The organism is Bacteroides sp. AR20 (assembly GCF_964250605.1).
Taxonomy (GTDB): Bacteria; Bacteroidota; Bacteroidia; order Bacteroidales; family Bacteroidaceae; genus Bacteroides; species Bacteroides uniformis.
Map to the genome: position 1 here is coordinate 23,773 of NZ_CAXUGK010000001.1, position 16,585 is coordinate 40,357.

General features: G+C 48.2%; 14 protein-coding genes. 10 read left to right on the forward strand and 4 right to left on the reverse strand.

Going from position 1 to position 16,585, the window contains the following annotated elements:
• Positions 1-24: 24 nt before the first annotated feature.
• Entirely contained in the window at positions 25-1,068 is a 1,044-nt protein-coding gene (ilvC, locus tag ACESTD_RS00105; protein WP_005827157.1) for a ketol-acid reductoisomerase, read from the forward strand.
• Between the two features lie 61 nt (positions 1,069-1,129).
• On the opposite strand, the gene ACESTD_RS00110 is transcribed toward ilvC, so the two are convergent.
• Complete coding sequence (locus ACESTD_RS00110; protein ID WP_098032145.1) at positions 1,130-3,025, reverse strand: AAA domain-containing protein; 1,896 nt, start codon at positions 3,023-3,025, stop codon at positions 1,130-1,132.
• Between the two features lie 132 nt (positions 3,026-3,157).
• Here ACESTD_RS00110 and ACESTD_RS00115 point away from each other — a divergent pair, with 132 nt between their 5' ends.
• The 6 genes from ACESTD_RS00115 to ACESTD_RS00140 all read left to right on the forward strand — a co-directional run bounded on the left by ACESTD_RS00115 (position 3,158) and on the right by ACESTD_RS00140 (position 11,104).
• Entirely contained in the window at positions 3,158-5,401 is a 2,244-nt protein-coding gene (locus ACESTD_RS00115; protein ID WP_057097555.1) for an aconitate hydratase, read from the forward strand.
• A 3-nt stretch (positions 5,402-5,404) separates the two neighbouring features.
• Positions 5,405-6,565 (forward strand): NADP-dependent isocitrate dehydrogenase, encoded by a 1,161-nt coding sequence (icd, locus tag ACESTD_RS00120; protein ID WP_373158572.1) that lies wholly within the window; start codon positions 5,405-5,407, stop codon positions 6,563-6,565.
• Between the two features lie 12 nt (positions 6,566-6,577).
• Positions 6,578-7,921, forward strand: coding sequence for a citrate/2-methylcitrate synthase (locus ACESTD_RS00125; RefSeq protein ID WP_131225394.1), 1,344 nt, complete (start codon positions 6,578-6,580; stop codon positions 7,919-7,921).
• A gap of 247 nt (positions 7,922-8,168) precedes the next feature.
• Entirely contained in the window at positions 8,169-8,939 is a 771-nt protein-coding gene (locus ACESTD_RS00130; RefSeq protein ID WP_373158573.1) for a DUF1295 domain-containing protein, read from the forward strand.
• 65 nt (positions 8,940-9,004) lie between these two features.
• The gene (locus tag ACESTD_RS00135; protein WP_044468476.1) at positions 9,005-10,228 is read left to right on the forward strand and encodes an NADH:flavin oxidoreductase; all 1,224 of its coding nucleotides are present in this window, start codon (positions 9,005-9,007) and stop codon (positions 10,226-10,228) included.
• Positions 10,229-10,264: 36 nt separating this feature from the next.
• Positions 10,265-11,104, forward strand: a complete 840-nt coding sequence (locus tag ACESTD_RS00140) for an SDR family oxidoreductase (protein ID WP_117749854.1) — start codon at positions 10,265-10,267, stop codon at positions 11,102-11,104.
• Positions 11,105-11,164: 60 nt separating this feature from the next.
• On the opposite strand, the gene pfkA is transcribed toward ACESTD_RS00140, so the two are convergent.
• The 3 genes from pfkA to cmk all read right to left on the reverse strand — a co-directional run bounded on the left by pfkA (position 11,165) and on the right by cmk (position 13,854).
• The gene (pfkA, locus tag ACESTD_RS00145) at positions 11,165-12,145 is read right to left on the reverse strand and encodes a 6-phosphofructokinase (RefSeq protein ID WP_005827137.1); all 981 of its coding nucleotides are present in this window, start codon (positions 12,143-12,145) and stop codon (positions 11,165-11,167) included.
• Positions 12,146-12,284: 139 nt separating this feature from the next.
• Complete coding sequence (locus tag ACESTD_RS00150) at positions 12,285-13,151, reverse strand: 4-hydroxy-3-methylbut-2-enyl diphosphate reductase (RefSeq protein WP_035449115.1); 867 nt, start codon at positions 13,149-13,151, stop codon at positions 12,285-12,287.
• A 7-nt stretch (positions 13,152-13,158) separates the two neighbouring features.
• Positions 13,159-13,854, reverse strand: coding sequence for a (d)CMP kinase (gene cmk, locus ACESTD_RS00155; protein ID WP_117991100.1), 696 nt, complete (start codon positions 13,852-13,854; stop codon positions 13,159-13,161).
• Positions 13,855-14,116: 262 nt separating this feature from the next.
• Here cmk and ACESTD_RS00160 point away from each other — a divergent pair, with 262 nt between their 5' ends.
• The 3 genes from ACESTD_RS00160 (at position 14,117) to ACESTD_RS00170 (ending at position 16,578) form a co-directional block, all read left to right on the forward strand.
• A complete protein-coding gene (locus ACESTD_RS00160) occupies positions 14,117-14,803 on the forward strand; it encodes an energy transducer TonB (RefSeq protein ID WP_005833113.1) in 687 nt (228 codons plus the stop codon).
• A gap of 80 nt (positions 14,804-14,883) precedes the next feature.
• Positions 14,884-15,858 carry a polyprenyl synthetase family protein gene (locus ACESTD_RS00165; protein ID WP_034523240.1) on the forward strand — a complete coding sequence of 325 codons (975 nt, stop codon included), beginning with the start codon at positions 14,884-14,886 and terminating at the stop codon, positions 15,856-15,858.
• Between the two features lie 18 nt (positions 15,859-15,876).
• On the forward strand, positions 15,877-16,578 hold the full coding sequence (locus tag ACESTD_RS00170; RefSeq protein WP_005827126.1) for a hypothetical protein: 702 nt from the start codon (positions 15,877-15,879) through the stop codon (positions 16,576-16,578).
• Positions 16,579-16,585: the final 7 nt, after the last annotated feature.

Consider the following 16,585-nt stretch of genomic DNA (forward strand, 5'->3'; position numbering starts at 1 on the left):
CACAAATAAAAATTAAAACAAAAAATGGCACAATTGAATTTTGGCGGTGTTATTGAGAATGTAATGACCCGCGAAGAATTTCCTTTGGAAAAAGCACGTGAGATTTTGAAAGATGAAACAATTGCAGTAATCGGTTATGGCGTACAAGGCCCGGGCCAGGCTTGCAACTTGCGTGATAACGGTTTCAATGTGATTGTAGGACAACGTCCGGGCAAGACATACGAAAAGGCTGTGGCTGACGGATGGGTACCGGGTGAGACTTTGTTCGGCATCGAAGAGGCTTGTCAGAAAGGTACTATCATCATGTGTCTGTTGTCTGACGCAGCTGTAATGTCTGTATGGCCGACTATCAAACCTTATTTGACTCCCGGAAAGGCTCTTTACTTCTCTCATGGTTTTGCTATTACCTGGAACGACCGTACCGGCGTGGTTCCTCCTAAAGATATTGATGTTATTATGGTTGCTCCCAAAGGTTCCGGTACTTCACTTCGTACCATGTTCCTCGAGGGTCGTGGCTTGAACTCATCATATGCCGTCTATCAGGATGCTACGGGTAAGGCTTTTGACAAGACGATTGCACTGGGTATCGGCATCGGTTCGGGATATTTGTTCGAGACAACTTTCATCCGTGAAGCCACTTCCGACTTGACCGGTGAACGTGGTTCCTTGATGGGTGCTATCCAGGGATTACTGTTGGCTCAGTATGAGGTATTGCGCGAAAACGGCCATACTCCTTCTGAAGCATTCAATGAAACAGTGGAAGAGTTGACTCAATCTTTGATGCCATTGTTTGCCAAGAATGGTATGGACTGGATGTATGCCAACTGTTCTACTACGGCACAGCGTGGTGCGCTGGATTGGATGACCCCGTTCCATGATGCCATCAAGCCGGTTGTACAGAAATTGTATGCAAGTGTGAAGTCGGGTAACGAAGCTCAGATTTCTATCGACAGTAACTCCAAACCCGATTATCGTGAGAAGCTGAATGCAGAATTGAAAGCCTTGCGTGAAAGCGAAATGTGGCAGACAGCTGTTACGGTTCGTAAACTTCGTCCGGAAAACAATTAATCAGCTTTATATAAATAGGTGAAATACCCTCTTCGGTGTTACCGGAGGGGGTATTTCTTTATTATTGATTCCCTATATTTTGAATAAACTCCAATAGCTTCCGGTAAAAACCGTGATGTTTCAGCGTCTCTGCCTCTCCCAATATTACCAGCTTCATACGTGCCCGGGTGATGGCTACATTCATTCTCCTTAAATCATTCAGGAATCCTATCTGCCCTTCTTCGTTGGCGCGGACAAGGCTGATGAAGATAACATCGCGCTCTTGCCCTTGGAAGCCATCCACCGTATTTACAGTGAACAAGCTGCGATAAGGCTTGAGTGAAGCGTCTGCCTTTATCTTGTTGCGGAGATATTGCACTTGTGCCTTGTAAGGGGAGATGATGCCGAAGTCTATTTTTTCTTCCAGAATGCGGCTGCCACCGATACGGTTGATGTAGATTTTCAGTTCTGATAGGAGCAGGTCCGCTTCCGCTTTATTGATGCGTCCGAAAGTCTCTCCCACAAATTCTTCTTTGAAATCCATTTCGGAGGTGTCAATCCAGTGGATAGGGGTATCCCAGTCCAGGATGCCCCGGTAACGCACTTCGGGAGCGGCTTCCAACTCGCCATTATAAAACCATTGGGAAGGAAATTTCATGATTTCCTCGTGCATGCGGTATTGCACTTTCAGCAAAGAGACAACGGCAGGTTTGTTGGACACCACTTTCTCCATCAATGTTCGTTCCAGACCTCCACGGGCGGCTTCGTGGCATTTTATGGTGGGCGGAAGTTGGCAGTGGTCACCCGCCAATACCACGCGGTCTGCTTTTCGGATAGCTATCCAGCAGGCAGCCTCTAAGGCCTGGGCTGCTTCATCAATGAAAAGGGTGCCGAAACGGCGTCCGTTCAGCAGCCGGTGATTGCTGCTTACCAGCGTGGAGGCTATGACGTGTGCCCCATCAAAAAGCTCTGCATTGATTTGTATTTCCAATGCGGTGGCGCGGTCGCGCAGGCGGCTCATACGGCTGCGTACTCCTTCGCGTTCGTCATAGCTGCCACGGCGGGCACGGCTGCCCAGTTCACGGAGATTTTTCCGGATGCTCCACAGTTCCGGATAAAGCGGATGGTTCTCGAAACGACGCTCGTAGGTAAAGGAAAGCATCTTGTCGTTGACACGGGTCGGATTGCCGATACGCAGGACATTGACGCCACGGTCCACAAGTTTTTCCGAAATCCAGTCGACGGCAGTATTGCTTTGGGCACATACCAGTACCTGCGGTTCCCGATGCAGGGTTTCGTAGATGGCTTCCACTAAGGTGGTCGTTTTTCCGGTTCCCGGAGGACCGTGTACAATGGCCACGTCGCGGGCACACAGCACTTTGTTTACAGCTGTCTCCTGCGTGGAGTTCAGCCAGGGAAACCGTACGGGATAGAGCTCTCGGAAACCGGCTTTCGAGGTTCCCAGCAATATGTCCCGCAATTCGGCCAGGCGGTTGCCTTTGGAGCGTAACGTATCTTCCAAGGCTTCGAACATGGTCCGATAGGATGTTTCGTCGAAATAAAGTTGCACGCCGAGGTTGTCCGTTTCCTGCACTTCCATAACGGCACCGGCTCCGGGCATTATCGCTACCATCCGTGTCTCGTCGGCATAGCTTACGGTAGCGGTGAAGTTCATATAGGTTATTTTTCCATCGGCAGACTGGCGGAAAAAACATACGGGACGGCCGAACTCAAAATTATGTTCTATATCGGTATTTTCTGTGTGTGTAATTTCTATTACTAATTGATTCAGTGAATTATAGTAACTTCGTCCCGGAGTGGCAGGATACCAGCAAAGTCCCCGTTTCACTTTCCGGGCAACTCCCATGTTTTCGGTTTGGCGTTTGAATTCCTCTTTTTCGTATTCGTATTCCATGCGCAGCAAAAGTTGCTGCTGTTGGAGGTGAATAATAGGACTATTTGAATCTTGTTCCTTCATGGTTGCAAAGGTAATCATTCTTCGCTTCCGACGGAAAAAATGCTTTATTTTGTTAAACTATTCAGCCTTTTTATTTGTTTATGATATTAATTTGTAATCTTTACAATAATGAAAAACTAAAAAATAGTGGTTATGGTATATGATTTAACGATGCTCAAAACGTTTTATGCCGCTTATTCGGAGAAGATAGAACGCGTACGGAACGTACTGCGGCGTCCGATGACTTTAGCAGAGAAAATTTTGTATGCTCATTTGTATGATGGGGATAAAGTGAAGAACTACAGACGGGGAGAAGACTATGTGAATTTCCGTCCCGACCGTGTGGCAATGCAGGATGCAACGGCTCAAATGGCCTTATTGCAATTTATGAATGCAGGCCGTGAGCAGGTTGCCGTGCCTTCCACTGTGCACTGTGACCATTTGATTCAAGCATATAAAGGTGCAAAAGAAGATGTTGCGACTGCTACGAAGACCAACGAGGAGGTCTATAATTTTCTCCGTGATGTTTCTTCCCGCTATGGCATAGGTTTCTGGCAGCCGGGGGCAGGCATTATTCACCAGGTGGTATTGGAGAACTACGCATTTCCGGGTGGGATGATGGTAGGCACGGACTCTCATACGCCCAATGCCGGAGGTTTGGGCATGGTGGCCATTGGTGTGGGTGGTGCCGATGCGGTGGATGTGATGACCGGCATGGAATGGGAACTGAAAATGCCGCGTCTGATAGGCGTACACTTGAAGGGTAAATTGAGTGGCTGGGTAGCTCCCAAAGACGTTATTCTGAAGTTGGCGGGTATTCTTACTGTAAAAGGGGGAACCAATGCCATCATTGAATATTTTGGACCGGGAACCGCTTCGTTGTCTGCCACTGGAAAGGCTACCATCTGCAATATGGGGGCAGAGGTGGGGGCGACTACCTCCCTTTTCCCTTACGATGAGCGCATGGGTACCTACTTGAAAGCTACCGGACGTGAAGAAGTGGCGGAAATGGCTGCTTCCGTAGCTGCCGACCTTCGCGCCGACGACGAAGTGCTGGCAAATCCGGAAAAATATTACGACCGCATCATTGAAATAGACCTCTCGTTATTGGAACCGTATATCAACGGGCCCTTTACGCCGGATGCAGCAACACCGATATCGAAATTTGCCGAGGTAGTGATAACCAATAACTATCCCCGCCGGATGGAAGTCGGCCTGATAGGGTCGTGCACCAATTCGTCCTATCAGGATTTGAGCCGCGCGGCCTCCCTTGCCCGGCAGGTAAAGGAAAAGAATTTGAAGGTTGCTTCCTCGCTGATTGTCAACCCCGGCTCGGAGCAGATACGTGCCACTGCTGAACGCGACGGCATGATTGCCGCTTTCGAAGATATTGGCGCAACGATAATGGCGAATGCCTGCGGACCTTGTATTGGCCAGTGGAAGCGCCATACTGATGACCCCGAACGCAAAAATTCCATCGTCACCTCTTTTAACCGTAATTTTGCCAAACGTGCCGATGGAAATCCCAACACTTTTGCTTACGTCGCTTCCCCGGAGATAACGATGGCGCTGACCATTGCCGGTGACCTTTGTTTCGACCCGTTGAGGGATACGCTGGTCAATGCCAAAGGAGAGGTTGTGAAACTGTCCGAACCGGTCGGTGAAGAACTGCCGGCACACGGGTTTATAGGAGGAAAGGAAGGATACATTGCTCCAGGCAAAGGACAGACGGAAATTACGGTCAATCCTCATTCACAGCGCTTGCAACTGCTGACTCCCTTCCCTGCCTGGGATGGTATGGATTTGCTGGACATGCCTTTATTGATTAAAGTGCAAGGGAAATGTACCACCGACCACATCTCTATGGCGGGGCCATGGCTCCGTTTCCGGGGACATCTGGAGAATATTTCGGATAATATGCTGATGGGAGCTGTCAATGCTTTCAATGGAGAGACGAACAAGGTTTGGAACCGCTCCACCAATACCTATGGAACAGTGTCAGGCACTGCGAAGCTGTATAAGTCCGAAGGTATCCCTTCCATGGTTGTTGCCGAGGAGAATTATGGTGAAGGTTCCAGCCGTGAGCATGCTGCCATGGAACCGCGCTTCCTGAATGTACGCGTCATTTTGGCGAAAAGTTTTGCCCGTATCCATGAGACGAACTTAAAGAAACAAGGCATGTTGGCGCTGACCTTTACGGATAAGGCCGATTATGACAAGATTCGGGAACGCGACCTGATTTCTGTCATGGGGCTGAAAGATTTTGCTCCGGGACGCACGTTGAAGGTGGTTCTTCATCACGAGGATGGGAGTAAAGAAAGTTTTGAAGTACAACATACGTATAACGAACAGCAGATAGCTTGGTTCCGGGCCGGTTCTGCACTTAATGCAAGATAGAATATGGAAAAAATTACTGTACCTTTTATTACCGGCGATGGAGTGGGAGCAGAAGTGACCCCATCCATGCAGGCTGTCGTGAATGCCGCTGTCAGGAAATCCTATGGTGACCGGCGTGGCATTGAATGGAAAGAAGTGCTGGCAGGAGAACGTGCTTTCCACGAAACCGGCTCCTGGCTGCCGGATGAAACGATGGAAGCCTTCCGCACTTATAAGGTGGGCATCAAAGGTCCTTTGACAACACCTGTCGGCGGAGGTATCCGTTCGTTGAACGTGGCATTGCGTCAGACGCTTGATTTGTATGTCTGCCAACGTCCGGTACGTTGGTATAAGGGCATTGTTTCTCCACTCAAAGAGCCGCATAAGGTGGATATGTGCGTATTCCGTGAGAATACCGAGGATATTTATGCAGGCATCGAATGGGAAGCCGGTACTCCGGAGGCTGAAAAGTTCTATCGTTTTCTCCGTGACGACATGGGGGTGACGAAAGTCCGTTTTCCCGAAACCTCCTCGTTTGGCGTGAAGCCCGTTTCGAGAGAAGGAACAGAGCGCTTGGTGCGTGCCGCCTGCCGATACGCGCTTGAGCATCGCCTGCCTTCCGTGACGTTGGTACACAAGGGAAACATTATGAAGTTTACGGAAGGCGGCTTCAAGAAGTGGGGTTACGAACTGGCAGAGCGTGAGTTTGGTAAAGAGCTGGCAGAAGGGCGTCTGGTCATCAAGGACTGCATTGCCGATGCATTCCTGCAGAACACGTTGCTTATCCCCGAAGAATATTCCGTGATTGCCACGTTGAATCTGAACGGCGATTATGTGTCCGACCAACTGGCTGCCATGGTAGGCGGCATCGGCATTGCACCGGGGGCGAATATCAACTATAAAACGGGTCATGCCATCTTTGAGGCTACTCACGGGACGGCTCCGAACATTGCCGGGAAAGACATTGTGAATCCCTGTTCCATCATCCTTTCCGCTGTGATGATGCTTGAATATCTGGGCTGGAAGGAAGCAGCCTCTCTTATAGAGAACGCCTTGGAGGAAAGTTTCACAGAAGCCCGTGCTACTGCCGACTTGGCCCGTTTTATGCCGGGTGGCGTCTCGCTGTCCACTTCGACTTTCACCCGGGAGATTGTAAGGAGAATAGAAAATGGGAATAACGAATAAAACGAAACGATTATGAAGAAGGAGTATCTGATTTACAAGCTTTCCGAAGATTTGAAGGAAGCTACCCGGATTGAGAATGAACTGTTCAGGAAGTTTGATGTGAAGCGCGGTTTGCGTAATGAGGACGGCACGGGAGTCTTGGTGGGGTTGACCAAAATAGGCAATGTGGTCGGCTATGAACGCATCCCCGGTGGAGGGCTGAAGCCTATTCCCGGCAAATTGTTCTACCGCGGTTATGATGTGGATGACTTGGCACACGCCATCATCAAAGAGAAGCGTTTCGGTTTTGAGGAAATTGCCTACTTGTTGCTTTCCGGTCGCCTGCCCGACAAGGAAGAACTCTCTTCTTTCCGTGAACTCATCAACGACAACATGCCGCTGGAGCAGAAGACCAAGATGAATATCATTGAACTTGAAGGAAACAACATTATGAACATCCTGGCGCGCAGCGTGCTCGAGATGTACCGTTTCGACCCGGATGCCGATGACACTTCCCGCGATAATCTGATGCGGCAGAGCATTGAGCTTATTTCGAAATTCCCGACCATCATTGCGTATGCCTATAACATGCTTCGCCATGCCACCCATGGCCGTTCACTGCATATCCGCCATCCGCAGGAAAACCTTTCCATTGCCGAGAATTTCCTCTATATGCTGAAGAAGGACTACACGGAGCTGGATGCCCGCACACTCGACCTGCTGTTGGTTCTTCAGGCCGAGCACGGTGGTGGTAACAACTCCACTTTTACCGTACGTGTCACTTCTTCTACCGGGACGGATACTTACTCTTCGATAGCGGCAGGTATCGGTTCCTTGAAAGGGCCGCTTCATGGAGGTGCCAATATTCAGGTTGCCGATATGTTCCACCATCTGCAGGAAAACATTCAGGACTGGACGAACGTGGATGAGATTGATACTTACTTCACCCGCATGCTCAACAAGGAAGTCTATAACAAGACCGGTTTGATATATGGTATCGGACATGCCGTCTATACCATTTCCGACCCGCGCGCCATTCTGCTGAAGGAGCTTGCCCGCGACCTTGCCCGCGAAAAAGGGAAAGAACGCGAGTTCGCTTTCCTTGAACTGCTCGAGGAGCGCGCCATTGATGTGTTTGGCCGTGTGAAGAATAATGGCAAGACGGTTTCGAGTAATGTGGATTTCTATTCGGGCTTTGTTTACGAGATGATTGGGCTGCCGCAGGAAATCTTCACGCCTTTGTTCGCCATGGCACGTATTGTCGGTTGGTGTGCACATCGCAATGAAGAATTGAACTTTGAAGGCAAGCGTATTATCCGTCCTGCCTATAAGAATGTTTTGGATGAGGTGGCTTATGTGCCCATTAAGAAACGGTAAGGATTAGACTTGTATCTTTTAAATCGTTCCATCACGGGGGAAAAATCGTTCCACCATGGTGGAACGATTTTTTCTCCATGGTGGAATGAAATTTACTCTATGATGGAACGATTAGATTTTCGTATCTCTACTGCTTAATCTTCTCAGTAAAAAAACACTGGTTTTTGCATGAAAAAACAATTATCCGGGGAAAACGATTTGTTTGTTGTGAGTTTTCTTTATCTTTGCTTCGCATAAATAAAGAACTATGAATCAGGAAACTTTTCAGATATTTCTGTGGGTAATGAGTGCTGTGGCATTGGTTGTCTTTATTGCACTCTATTTTGTCAAAGCGGGTTATGGCATGTTCCGTACTGCCTCGTGGGGAATCTCCATCAATAATAAACTGGCGTGGGTGCTTATGGAAGCGCCGGTATTCATCGTCATGTTTGGGTTGTGGGGGAAGAGTGGAGCGGGATTTACCGTGCCGGTATATTTCTTCTTCCTGCTGTTTCAGTTGCACTATCTTCAGCGGGCCTTTATTTTTCCGTTCCTGCTGAAAGGTAAAAGCCGGATGCCGGTAGCTATTATGGCGATGGGTATCGTCTTCAACCTTTTGAACGGGATGATGCAGGCGGGCGGTTTGTTCTATTTTGCTCCCGAAGGCTTGTATGCCGATGGCTGGGCCTATTTGTTGAAACCTCATGCCTTGTTGGGAATCATTCTGTTTTTTGCGGGTATGTTCATCAATTTGCATTCCGACTATGTGATACGTCATTTGCGTAAGCCGGGTGATACGAAGCATTATCTTCCCGGAAAAGGGCTTTACCGATACGTCACTTCTGCCAATTACTTCGGTGAGCTGGTGGAATGGACGGGGTTTGCCATACTCACAGCTTCTCCCGCCGCCTGGGTGTTCGTCTGGTGGACGTTTGCCAACCTTGTTCCCCGTGCCGATGCCATTCACCGCCGTTATCGGGAGGAGTTTGGTGATGAGGCGGTAGGAAAGCGCAAACGCATCATTCCATTTCTTTATTAATGGAAAATGGAGAGTTGAAAATGGAAAATGAATAATTCATAACTTATAACTCATAACTCATAACGATGGAATCCAAGTTATTCACACCCGTCACTTTCGGACCGTTGACCTTGCGTAACCGTACCATCCGTTCGGCTGCTTTCGAGAGCATGTGTCCCGGAAACGCTCCGTCGGACATGTTGCTCGACTATCATCGGTCGGTAGCGGCGGGCGGTATAGGTATGACTACTGTTGCCTATGCGGCAGTTACTCAGAGCGGCCTGTCTTTTGACCGCCAGTTGTGGATGCGTCCCGAGATTATCCCCGGACTCCGTAGGCTGACTGATGCCATACATGCGGAAGGGGCTGCGGCAGGCATCCAGTTGGGACACTGTGGCAACATGTCCCATAAGAGCATTTGCGGTTGTATGCCCGTCGGCGCATCTTCCGGTTTCAATCTTTACTCTCCTACCTTTGTGCGTGGACTGCGTGCCGATGAGCTGCCGGAGATGGCGCGTGCTTATGGACGTTCGGTGAATCTGGCACGGGAGGCCGGATTTGATTCTGTAGAGATTCATGCAGGGCATGGCTATCTCATCAGCCAGTTCTTGTCCCCGTCCACCAACCATCGGAAAGACGAGTTCGGAGGTTCGTTGCAGAACCGTATGCGTTTTATGGATATGGTGATGGAAGAAGTGATGAAGGCTGCCGGCAGTGATATGGCTGTGCTGGTGAAGATGAACATGCGCGACGGTTTCCGTGGAGGGATGGAGCTGGACGAGACGATGCAGGTGGCCCGGAGGCTGGAGCAGTCGGGAGCACATGCGCTGGTCTTGAGCGGTGGGTTCGTCAGTAAGGCGCCGATGTATGTCATGCGGGGCGAAATGCCTATCCGCAGCATGACGCATTACATGACCTGCTGGTGGTTGAAATACGGTGTACGCATGGTAGGCAAATGGATGATACCGAGCGTACCGTTTAAGGAAGCTTATTTCCTGGAAGATGCCTTGAAATTCCGTGCCGCCTTGAAGATACCGTTGGTTTATGTGGGTGGCCTGGTTTCCAGGGACAAGATAGATGAGGTGCTGGATGACGGCTTCGAGGCTGTGCAAATGGCGCGCGCTCTGCTCAATGAGCCGGGGTTCGTCAACCGCATGCGTGCCGAAGAGAATGCACGTTGCAACTGCCGGCATAGTAATTATTGCATTGCCCGGATGTATTCCATCGAGATGGCATGCCATCAGCATTTGAAGGAGGAACTTCCACCTTGTCTGAAAAAGGAGATAGAGAAAATCGAAGCGAAAGGCTGATTTTTAGTTTTTAATTTTCAATTTTTAATTATTAAAGTGAATTTAGCTGTTATAACTGGGGCAGACGGTGGCATGGGCATGGAAATTACCCGCGCAGTGGCAACTGCCGGCTATCAGGTCATCATGGCATGCCGTGACCCTCAAACTGCCGAACCCAAGCGGCAACTGCTGATGCGTGAAACCGGTAATCCGCGTATTGAGATTGCTCCCGTTGATTTGGCATCTCTGGCTTCAGTGGCCGCATTTGCAGAGCATCTGTTGAAGCGGGGAGAGCCGTTGGCATTGCTGATGAACAATGCCGGAACTATGGAAACGGAACGCCGCATTACCGAAGACGGACTGGAACGGACGGTGAGTGTCAATTATGTAGGGCCTTACCTGCTGACCCGCAAACTGCTGCCATTGATGGGAGAGGGGAGCCGTATTGTGAATATGGTATCTTGTACGTATGCCATCGGTCATCTTGACTTTCCGGATTTTTTCCTCCGGGGAAGGAAGGGTGGCTTTTGGCGCATTCCTATATATAGCAACACGAAGCTGGCATTGACTCTGTTCACCATCGACTTGGCCAGTCGCGTCAAACACAAAGGTATTGTTGTGAATGCGGCTGACCCGGGGATTGTGTCTACCAATATCATCACCATGCATATGTGGTTTGACCCGCTGACAGATATACTTTTCAGGCCTTTCATCCGTACTCCCCGTAAGGGAGCTGCAACAGCTGTCGGCTTATTGCTGGATGAGGATGCCGGTAAACGTACGGGGACATTGAATGCCAGTTGCCGTCCCAAGTCTCTTTCGGAGAAGTACACCCGGCATGTACAGATGGAAGAACTGTGGGAGAGGACGGAAAGTATAGTGAAAAAATGGTTGTAAAAAACAGAGAAGGCGCATATGTCGCCTTCTCTGTTTATGGGGTATCTGAACTGTCTGTCATTAGATAGACAGTTCTCTCAATACATTTACAAGGTCTTTCTTGATGGGTTTGTCATTCTTGATGGCCTTCGTGAAGGGAACGTATACCACTTCATCGTGGTCAATGCCTATCATGACATTGCGCTGTCCTTCCATGATTGCGTCGATGGCGGCTGCGCCCAGACGGCTGGCAAGGATACGGTCGTGTGCCGTAGGGCTACCACCGCGTTGCAAGTGACCGAGGATGGTTACGCGTACGTCATATTGGGGGTATTCGTTCTTTACACGCTCTGCATAGTGCATTGCACCGCCGGTCAGTTCACTCTCGGCTACCAGTACGATACTGCTGTTCTTGGATTTCCGGAAACCGTTCTTGATGAATTCTTCCAGTTGGTCCACTTCCGTACTGAATTCCGGGATAATGGCTGCTTCTGCTCCGGAGGCGATGGCGCCGTTCAGAGCGAGGAAACCGGCATCGCGTCCCATGACTTCTACGAAAAACAAGCGCTCATGGGAAGTGGCTGTATCACGGATTTTGTCCACAGCATCCAGAATCGTGTTCAGCGCGGTGTCGTAGCCGATAGTGGTATCTGTTCCATAAAGGTCATTGTCGATAGTTCCCGGCAGCCCGATACAAGGCACGTCAAACTCTTGTGCAAAGATACGAGCACCGGTCAGCGAACCGTCGCCTCCGATAATCACTAAGGCGTCAATGCCTTCTTTCTTCATGTTGTCGTAAGCAATCTGGCGGCCCTCGGGAGTCGTGAACTCTTTGCAGCGGGCTGTCTTCAGGATTGTACCACCCAGCTGGATGATGTTGCTGACATTTTGGCTTTTGAATTCTTTGATTTCGCCGGTTACCAGACCTTTGTAACCTCTATATATACCTTTAACTGAAAGTCCGTTGTAAATAGCCGAACGTGTCACGGCACGTATGGCTGCGTTCATTCCCGGAGCATCACCTCCTGATGTCAAGATACCAATGCACTTAACTGTTCCCATAACAATCTTTTTGTTTAGTATTAATAATCATGATGAAAAATAGATTTGGACTATTTTTTCATGCCGCAAAGATAGTAAAAAGCTGAGGCGGTGACTAATAAATTACGTTAATTTGCTGTTCCAAAAGGATGACAAACTGTTATTTAAGTTTTGACTTTATGGCTTCTGAAATTTCTTCCATCAGCCATTTGGGGGTGGAAGTGGCTCCGCAGACACCGATGGAATTGGCACCGGCTAACAGAGAACTATCTATTTCTTCGGCACTGTCTATCAAATGTGAATTGGCATTGACTTTTTTACACTCACTGAACAGCATCTTGCCGTTAGAGCTTTTTTTGCCGCTGACAAAGAATATTAAATCATGGGAAGCTGCAAATTTCCGGATATTAGGTATCCGGTTTGCTACTTGTCGGCAGATAGTGTCATAGGACTCGAAAGTGACTTTCGGTGAGATATGTCCCTCTATGTATTTCACAATGTTTTGAAATCCGTCCAGAGACTTTGTGGTCTGGGAGTAGAGACGGATGTCTTTGCTGAAATCCAGTTTCCTTGCCTCTTCCTGCTTTTCGATGACGATGGCCTTTCCGGTGGTTTGTCCTACCAGACCCAGTACTTCGGCGTGTCCATTTTTGCCATAGATGACAATTTGCTTGTCGCGGTTGTCTTCCTGGACGTACTCTTGCTTAATCTTCTTTTGCAGGCGGAGTACGACCGGGCAGGTTGCGTCAATGATTTCTATATTGTTGCGGCGGGCAATGTCATAAGTTTCAGGGGGCTCTCCATGGGCGCGCAACAGCACCTTGGCGTTGTGGAGGCGGTTGAATTCCTCATGGTTGATGGTAATCAGCCCCATTGCCTTCAGGCGTTCCACTTCACGGCTGTTGTGCACGATGTCTCCCAGACAATAGAGGGTCCCTCCTTTCGCCAGTTCCTCTTCTGCCTTGTTTATTGCAGTGACAACTCCGAAACAGAAGCCGGAGCCTTCGTCTATTTCTACTTTTGCCATATCCGGTTCAGTTCTTCTCCTTTATAACCCGTTCGAATTGTTCCGCCAGCCATTCCTTTTGTTGGGAAATGCTCAGGTGGCTGTTGTCCAACAATAAAGCGTCAGAAGCTTTGCGCAGCGGACTTACATCCCGGTTTTGGTCAATATAGTCCCGTTGTTTCACATTTTCCAGAATTTCGTCAAAGCTGGCTTCTTCCCCTTTGGCCTTTAGTTCGTCATAGCGGCGTTGTGCCCGTATCTCGGGGGTGGCGGTTACAAAAATTTTCAGCTCGGCATCCGGAAAAACGGTAGTGCCGATGTCGCGCCCGTCCATAACGATACCCTTGGCCTTGCCCATCTCTTGTTGCTGTGCCACCATAGCTTCGCGTACGAAATCCAATGTTGCAATGGGACTGACACGTGAAGACACTTCCATGGTACGGATTTTGTTTTCTACATTTACTCCGTTCAGGTAGGTATCCGGGCGTCCGGTTTCGGGGTTCAGGCGGAAAGAAATATGTATATCCTTTATTAGACTTTTCAGTTTTTCGGCATCTATGCGGTCACCCTGGAAAATACCATTCTCTATACTATATAATGTTACTGCCCGATACATGGCACCGCTATCTATATATATGTAACTGATTTCGCGGGCAAGGTCTTTGGCCATAGTGCTTTTTCCGCAAGAGGAAAAGCCGTCGATTGCTATTGTTATCTTTTTCATGACTTTTATGCTATAGTTATACAGGTATAACACCTGCAAAATAGAAAATTTCAATATTTCATTTAAAATTCTTGCCAAAGATACGGTATTTTTAAAATATCTCGTTACATTTGTGGCACAAAAGCATGTGGAGGCTTTTGAAGGATTAAAAAAATGAAAAAGGAACGTCTGTTGTGTAAAAAAAAACAGCAGAGCGTGAACATTCTTGGGAAAAGTACTATATTTGCCCCAAATGAGAAACACTAAAATTATATTATAAATTATGGAAATTAAGAAATCACCTAAGGCAGACCTGGAGAGTAAGAAGTCGACTTGGCTGCTTGTCGGTTATGTAATCGTGCTCGCTTTCATGTTTGTTGCGTTCGAGTGGACAAAGCGTGACATCAAGATTGATACGAGTCAGGCTATTACCGACTTAGTATTTGAAGAGGAAATCATCCCTATTACAGAACAGCCGGAGCAGGTTACTCCTCCGCCCCCCGAAGCTCCTGCGATTGCAGAAACGCTGACTATCGTTGAGGACGATGCCGACGTGGAAGAAACTGCCATCGTATCTTCTGAGGAATTGAATCAGGCTGTGGAAATCAAATATGTTCCCGTAGCAGTGGAAGAGGAAGAACCGGAAGAACAGACTATTTTCGAGGTGGTGGAGCAGATGCCCGAATTCCCGAACGGTGGTATGGCCGGTTTGATGCAGTATCTGAGCAAGAACATTAAATATCCTACTATTGCACAGGAAAACGGAACTCAAGGCCGTGTAACTGTACAGTTTGTGGTCAATAAGGACGGTAGTATCGTAGATGCTAAGGTGCTGAGAGGTGTTGACCCGTACTTGGACAAAGAAGCTGTCCGCGTGATTATGGGCATGCCGAAGTGGAAACCCGGTATGCAGCGTGGTAAACCCGTTCGCGTTAAGTATACCGTGCCTGTAATGTTTAGATTGCAGTAATAAAATATCTATAAGTGGGAGAGGCTGCCGGAATGCAGCCTCTTTTCATTATCCGCTATTTCCTAAATTCTGAAAATGCCATGTTTACAGCCTCCGAGCTTTTAGAAAGAATAAATTCTCATATTGCAGAATTGCAGTTTGTCCGTACTCCTCAAGGTTTATATGCTCCCGTTACCTATGTGTTGTCCATGGGCGGAAAAAGAATCCGTCCGGTATTGATGTTGATGGCCTACAATCTGTATCGGGAGGATATTACCCGTATTTTTAACCCTGCAACGGGGATTGAAGTGTATCATAATTATACTCTTTTGCACGACGACTTGATGGACCATGCAGACCGTCGCCGTGGCAAGGAGACAGTACATAAAGTCTGGGATGACAATGCCGCCATTCTTTCGGGGGATGCAATGCTTGTATTGGCTTATCAGTTTATGGCTCAATGTCCGGTTGAATGCCTGAAAGAGGTAATGGATATATTTAGTCTGACTGCACTGGAAATCTGTGAAGGACAGCAGCTGGATATGGAGTTTGAACATCGGAAGGATGTGAAGGCAGAGGAGTATCTGGAAATGATTCGTCTGAAAACTTCGGTATTGTTGGCTGCAAGCTTGAAGATTGGCGCTCTTTTGGGAGGGGCTTCTTCTGAAGATGCGGAGCAGTTGTATGATTTTGGCATGAACTTGGGTGTTGCTTTTCAGTTGAAAGATGATTTCCTGGATGTTTATGGCGATGCTGCCGTCTTTGGAAAGAATATTGGAGGTGATATTCTGTGCAATAAAAAGACCTACATGCTGATAAAGGCTTTTGAACATGCGGATGAGGAGCAGTTGACCCGCTTGAATGCTTGGGTGGATGCTGTTGCATTCAACCCGGAGGAGAAAGTTGCTGCGGTGACGGAACTGTATAACCGGATTGGCGTCAAGGAATTGTGTGAGAAAAAGATGGAAGAGTATTGTGAACGCGCAATGGAAAGTCTGTTGGCGGTGAAGGTGGCAGATGAAAAGAAAGAGGAATTGAAGAACCTGATGGCTAACCTGATGCATCGGGAAGTATAACTTTAAATCCGGGAGAAAATGCCTTATAGAAGATTGCCTAATACAGATCAAGCGAGAATACGGGCGCTGAAAGCAGTGGTCGTCAAGGGTGATATATGTAATGTGTATGATTTGGCCGTATCTTTGAAGGCGTTGACTGATGCGCGGAATTTTCTTACAAAGTTTGAAGCTGCGCAAGCTTATTATGCCGACTGTTTTGAGCGGCAGGCTCGGGCGGGACGTAAGCATCAGGCTAATGTAAAGACTGCCCGTCTGTATATTTCTCATTTTATCCAGGTGTTGAATTTAGCTGTCATCCGTTCTGAAGTGCGTATTGCTCATAAGGAATATTACGGTTTGGACACAAGCAACAATAATGTGCCTGATTTATCGACAGAGCCTGCCTTGGCAGAGTGGGGGCGTAAAATCGTGGATGGGGAAAACAAACGTATATCCCAGGGAGGAATTCCCATTTATAACCCTACGATTGCAAAAGTGAGGGTGCATTATGATATTTTCATGGATAGTTATGAGAAGCAAAAGAATCTTCAATCTTTGACAGCCCGCAGTTTGGACACCTTGGCTTCGATGCGTGCAGAGGCGGATGGTTTGATTTTGGATATATGGAACCAGGTTGAAAAGAAATTCGAGGAGGTCACTCCCAATGAGAAACGTTTGGATTTATGCCGTGATTATGGAATAATCTATTATTACCGTACCGGTGAGAAACGCAAAGAGTAAGTTGAAG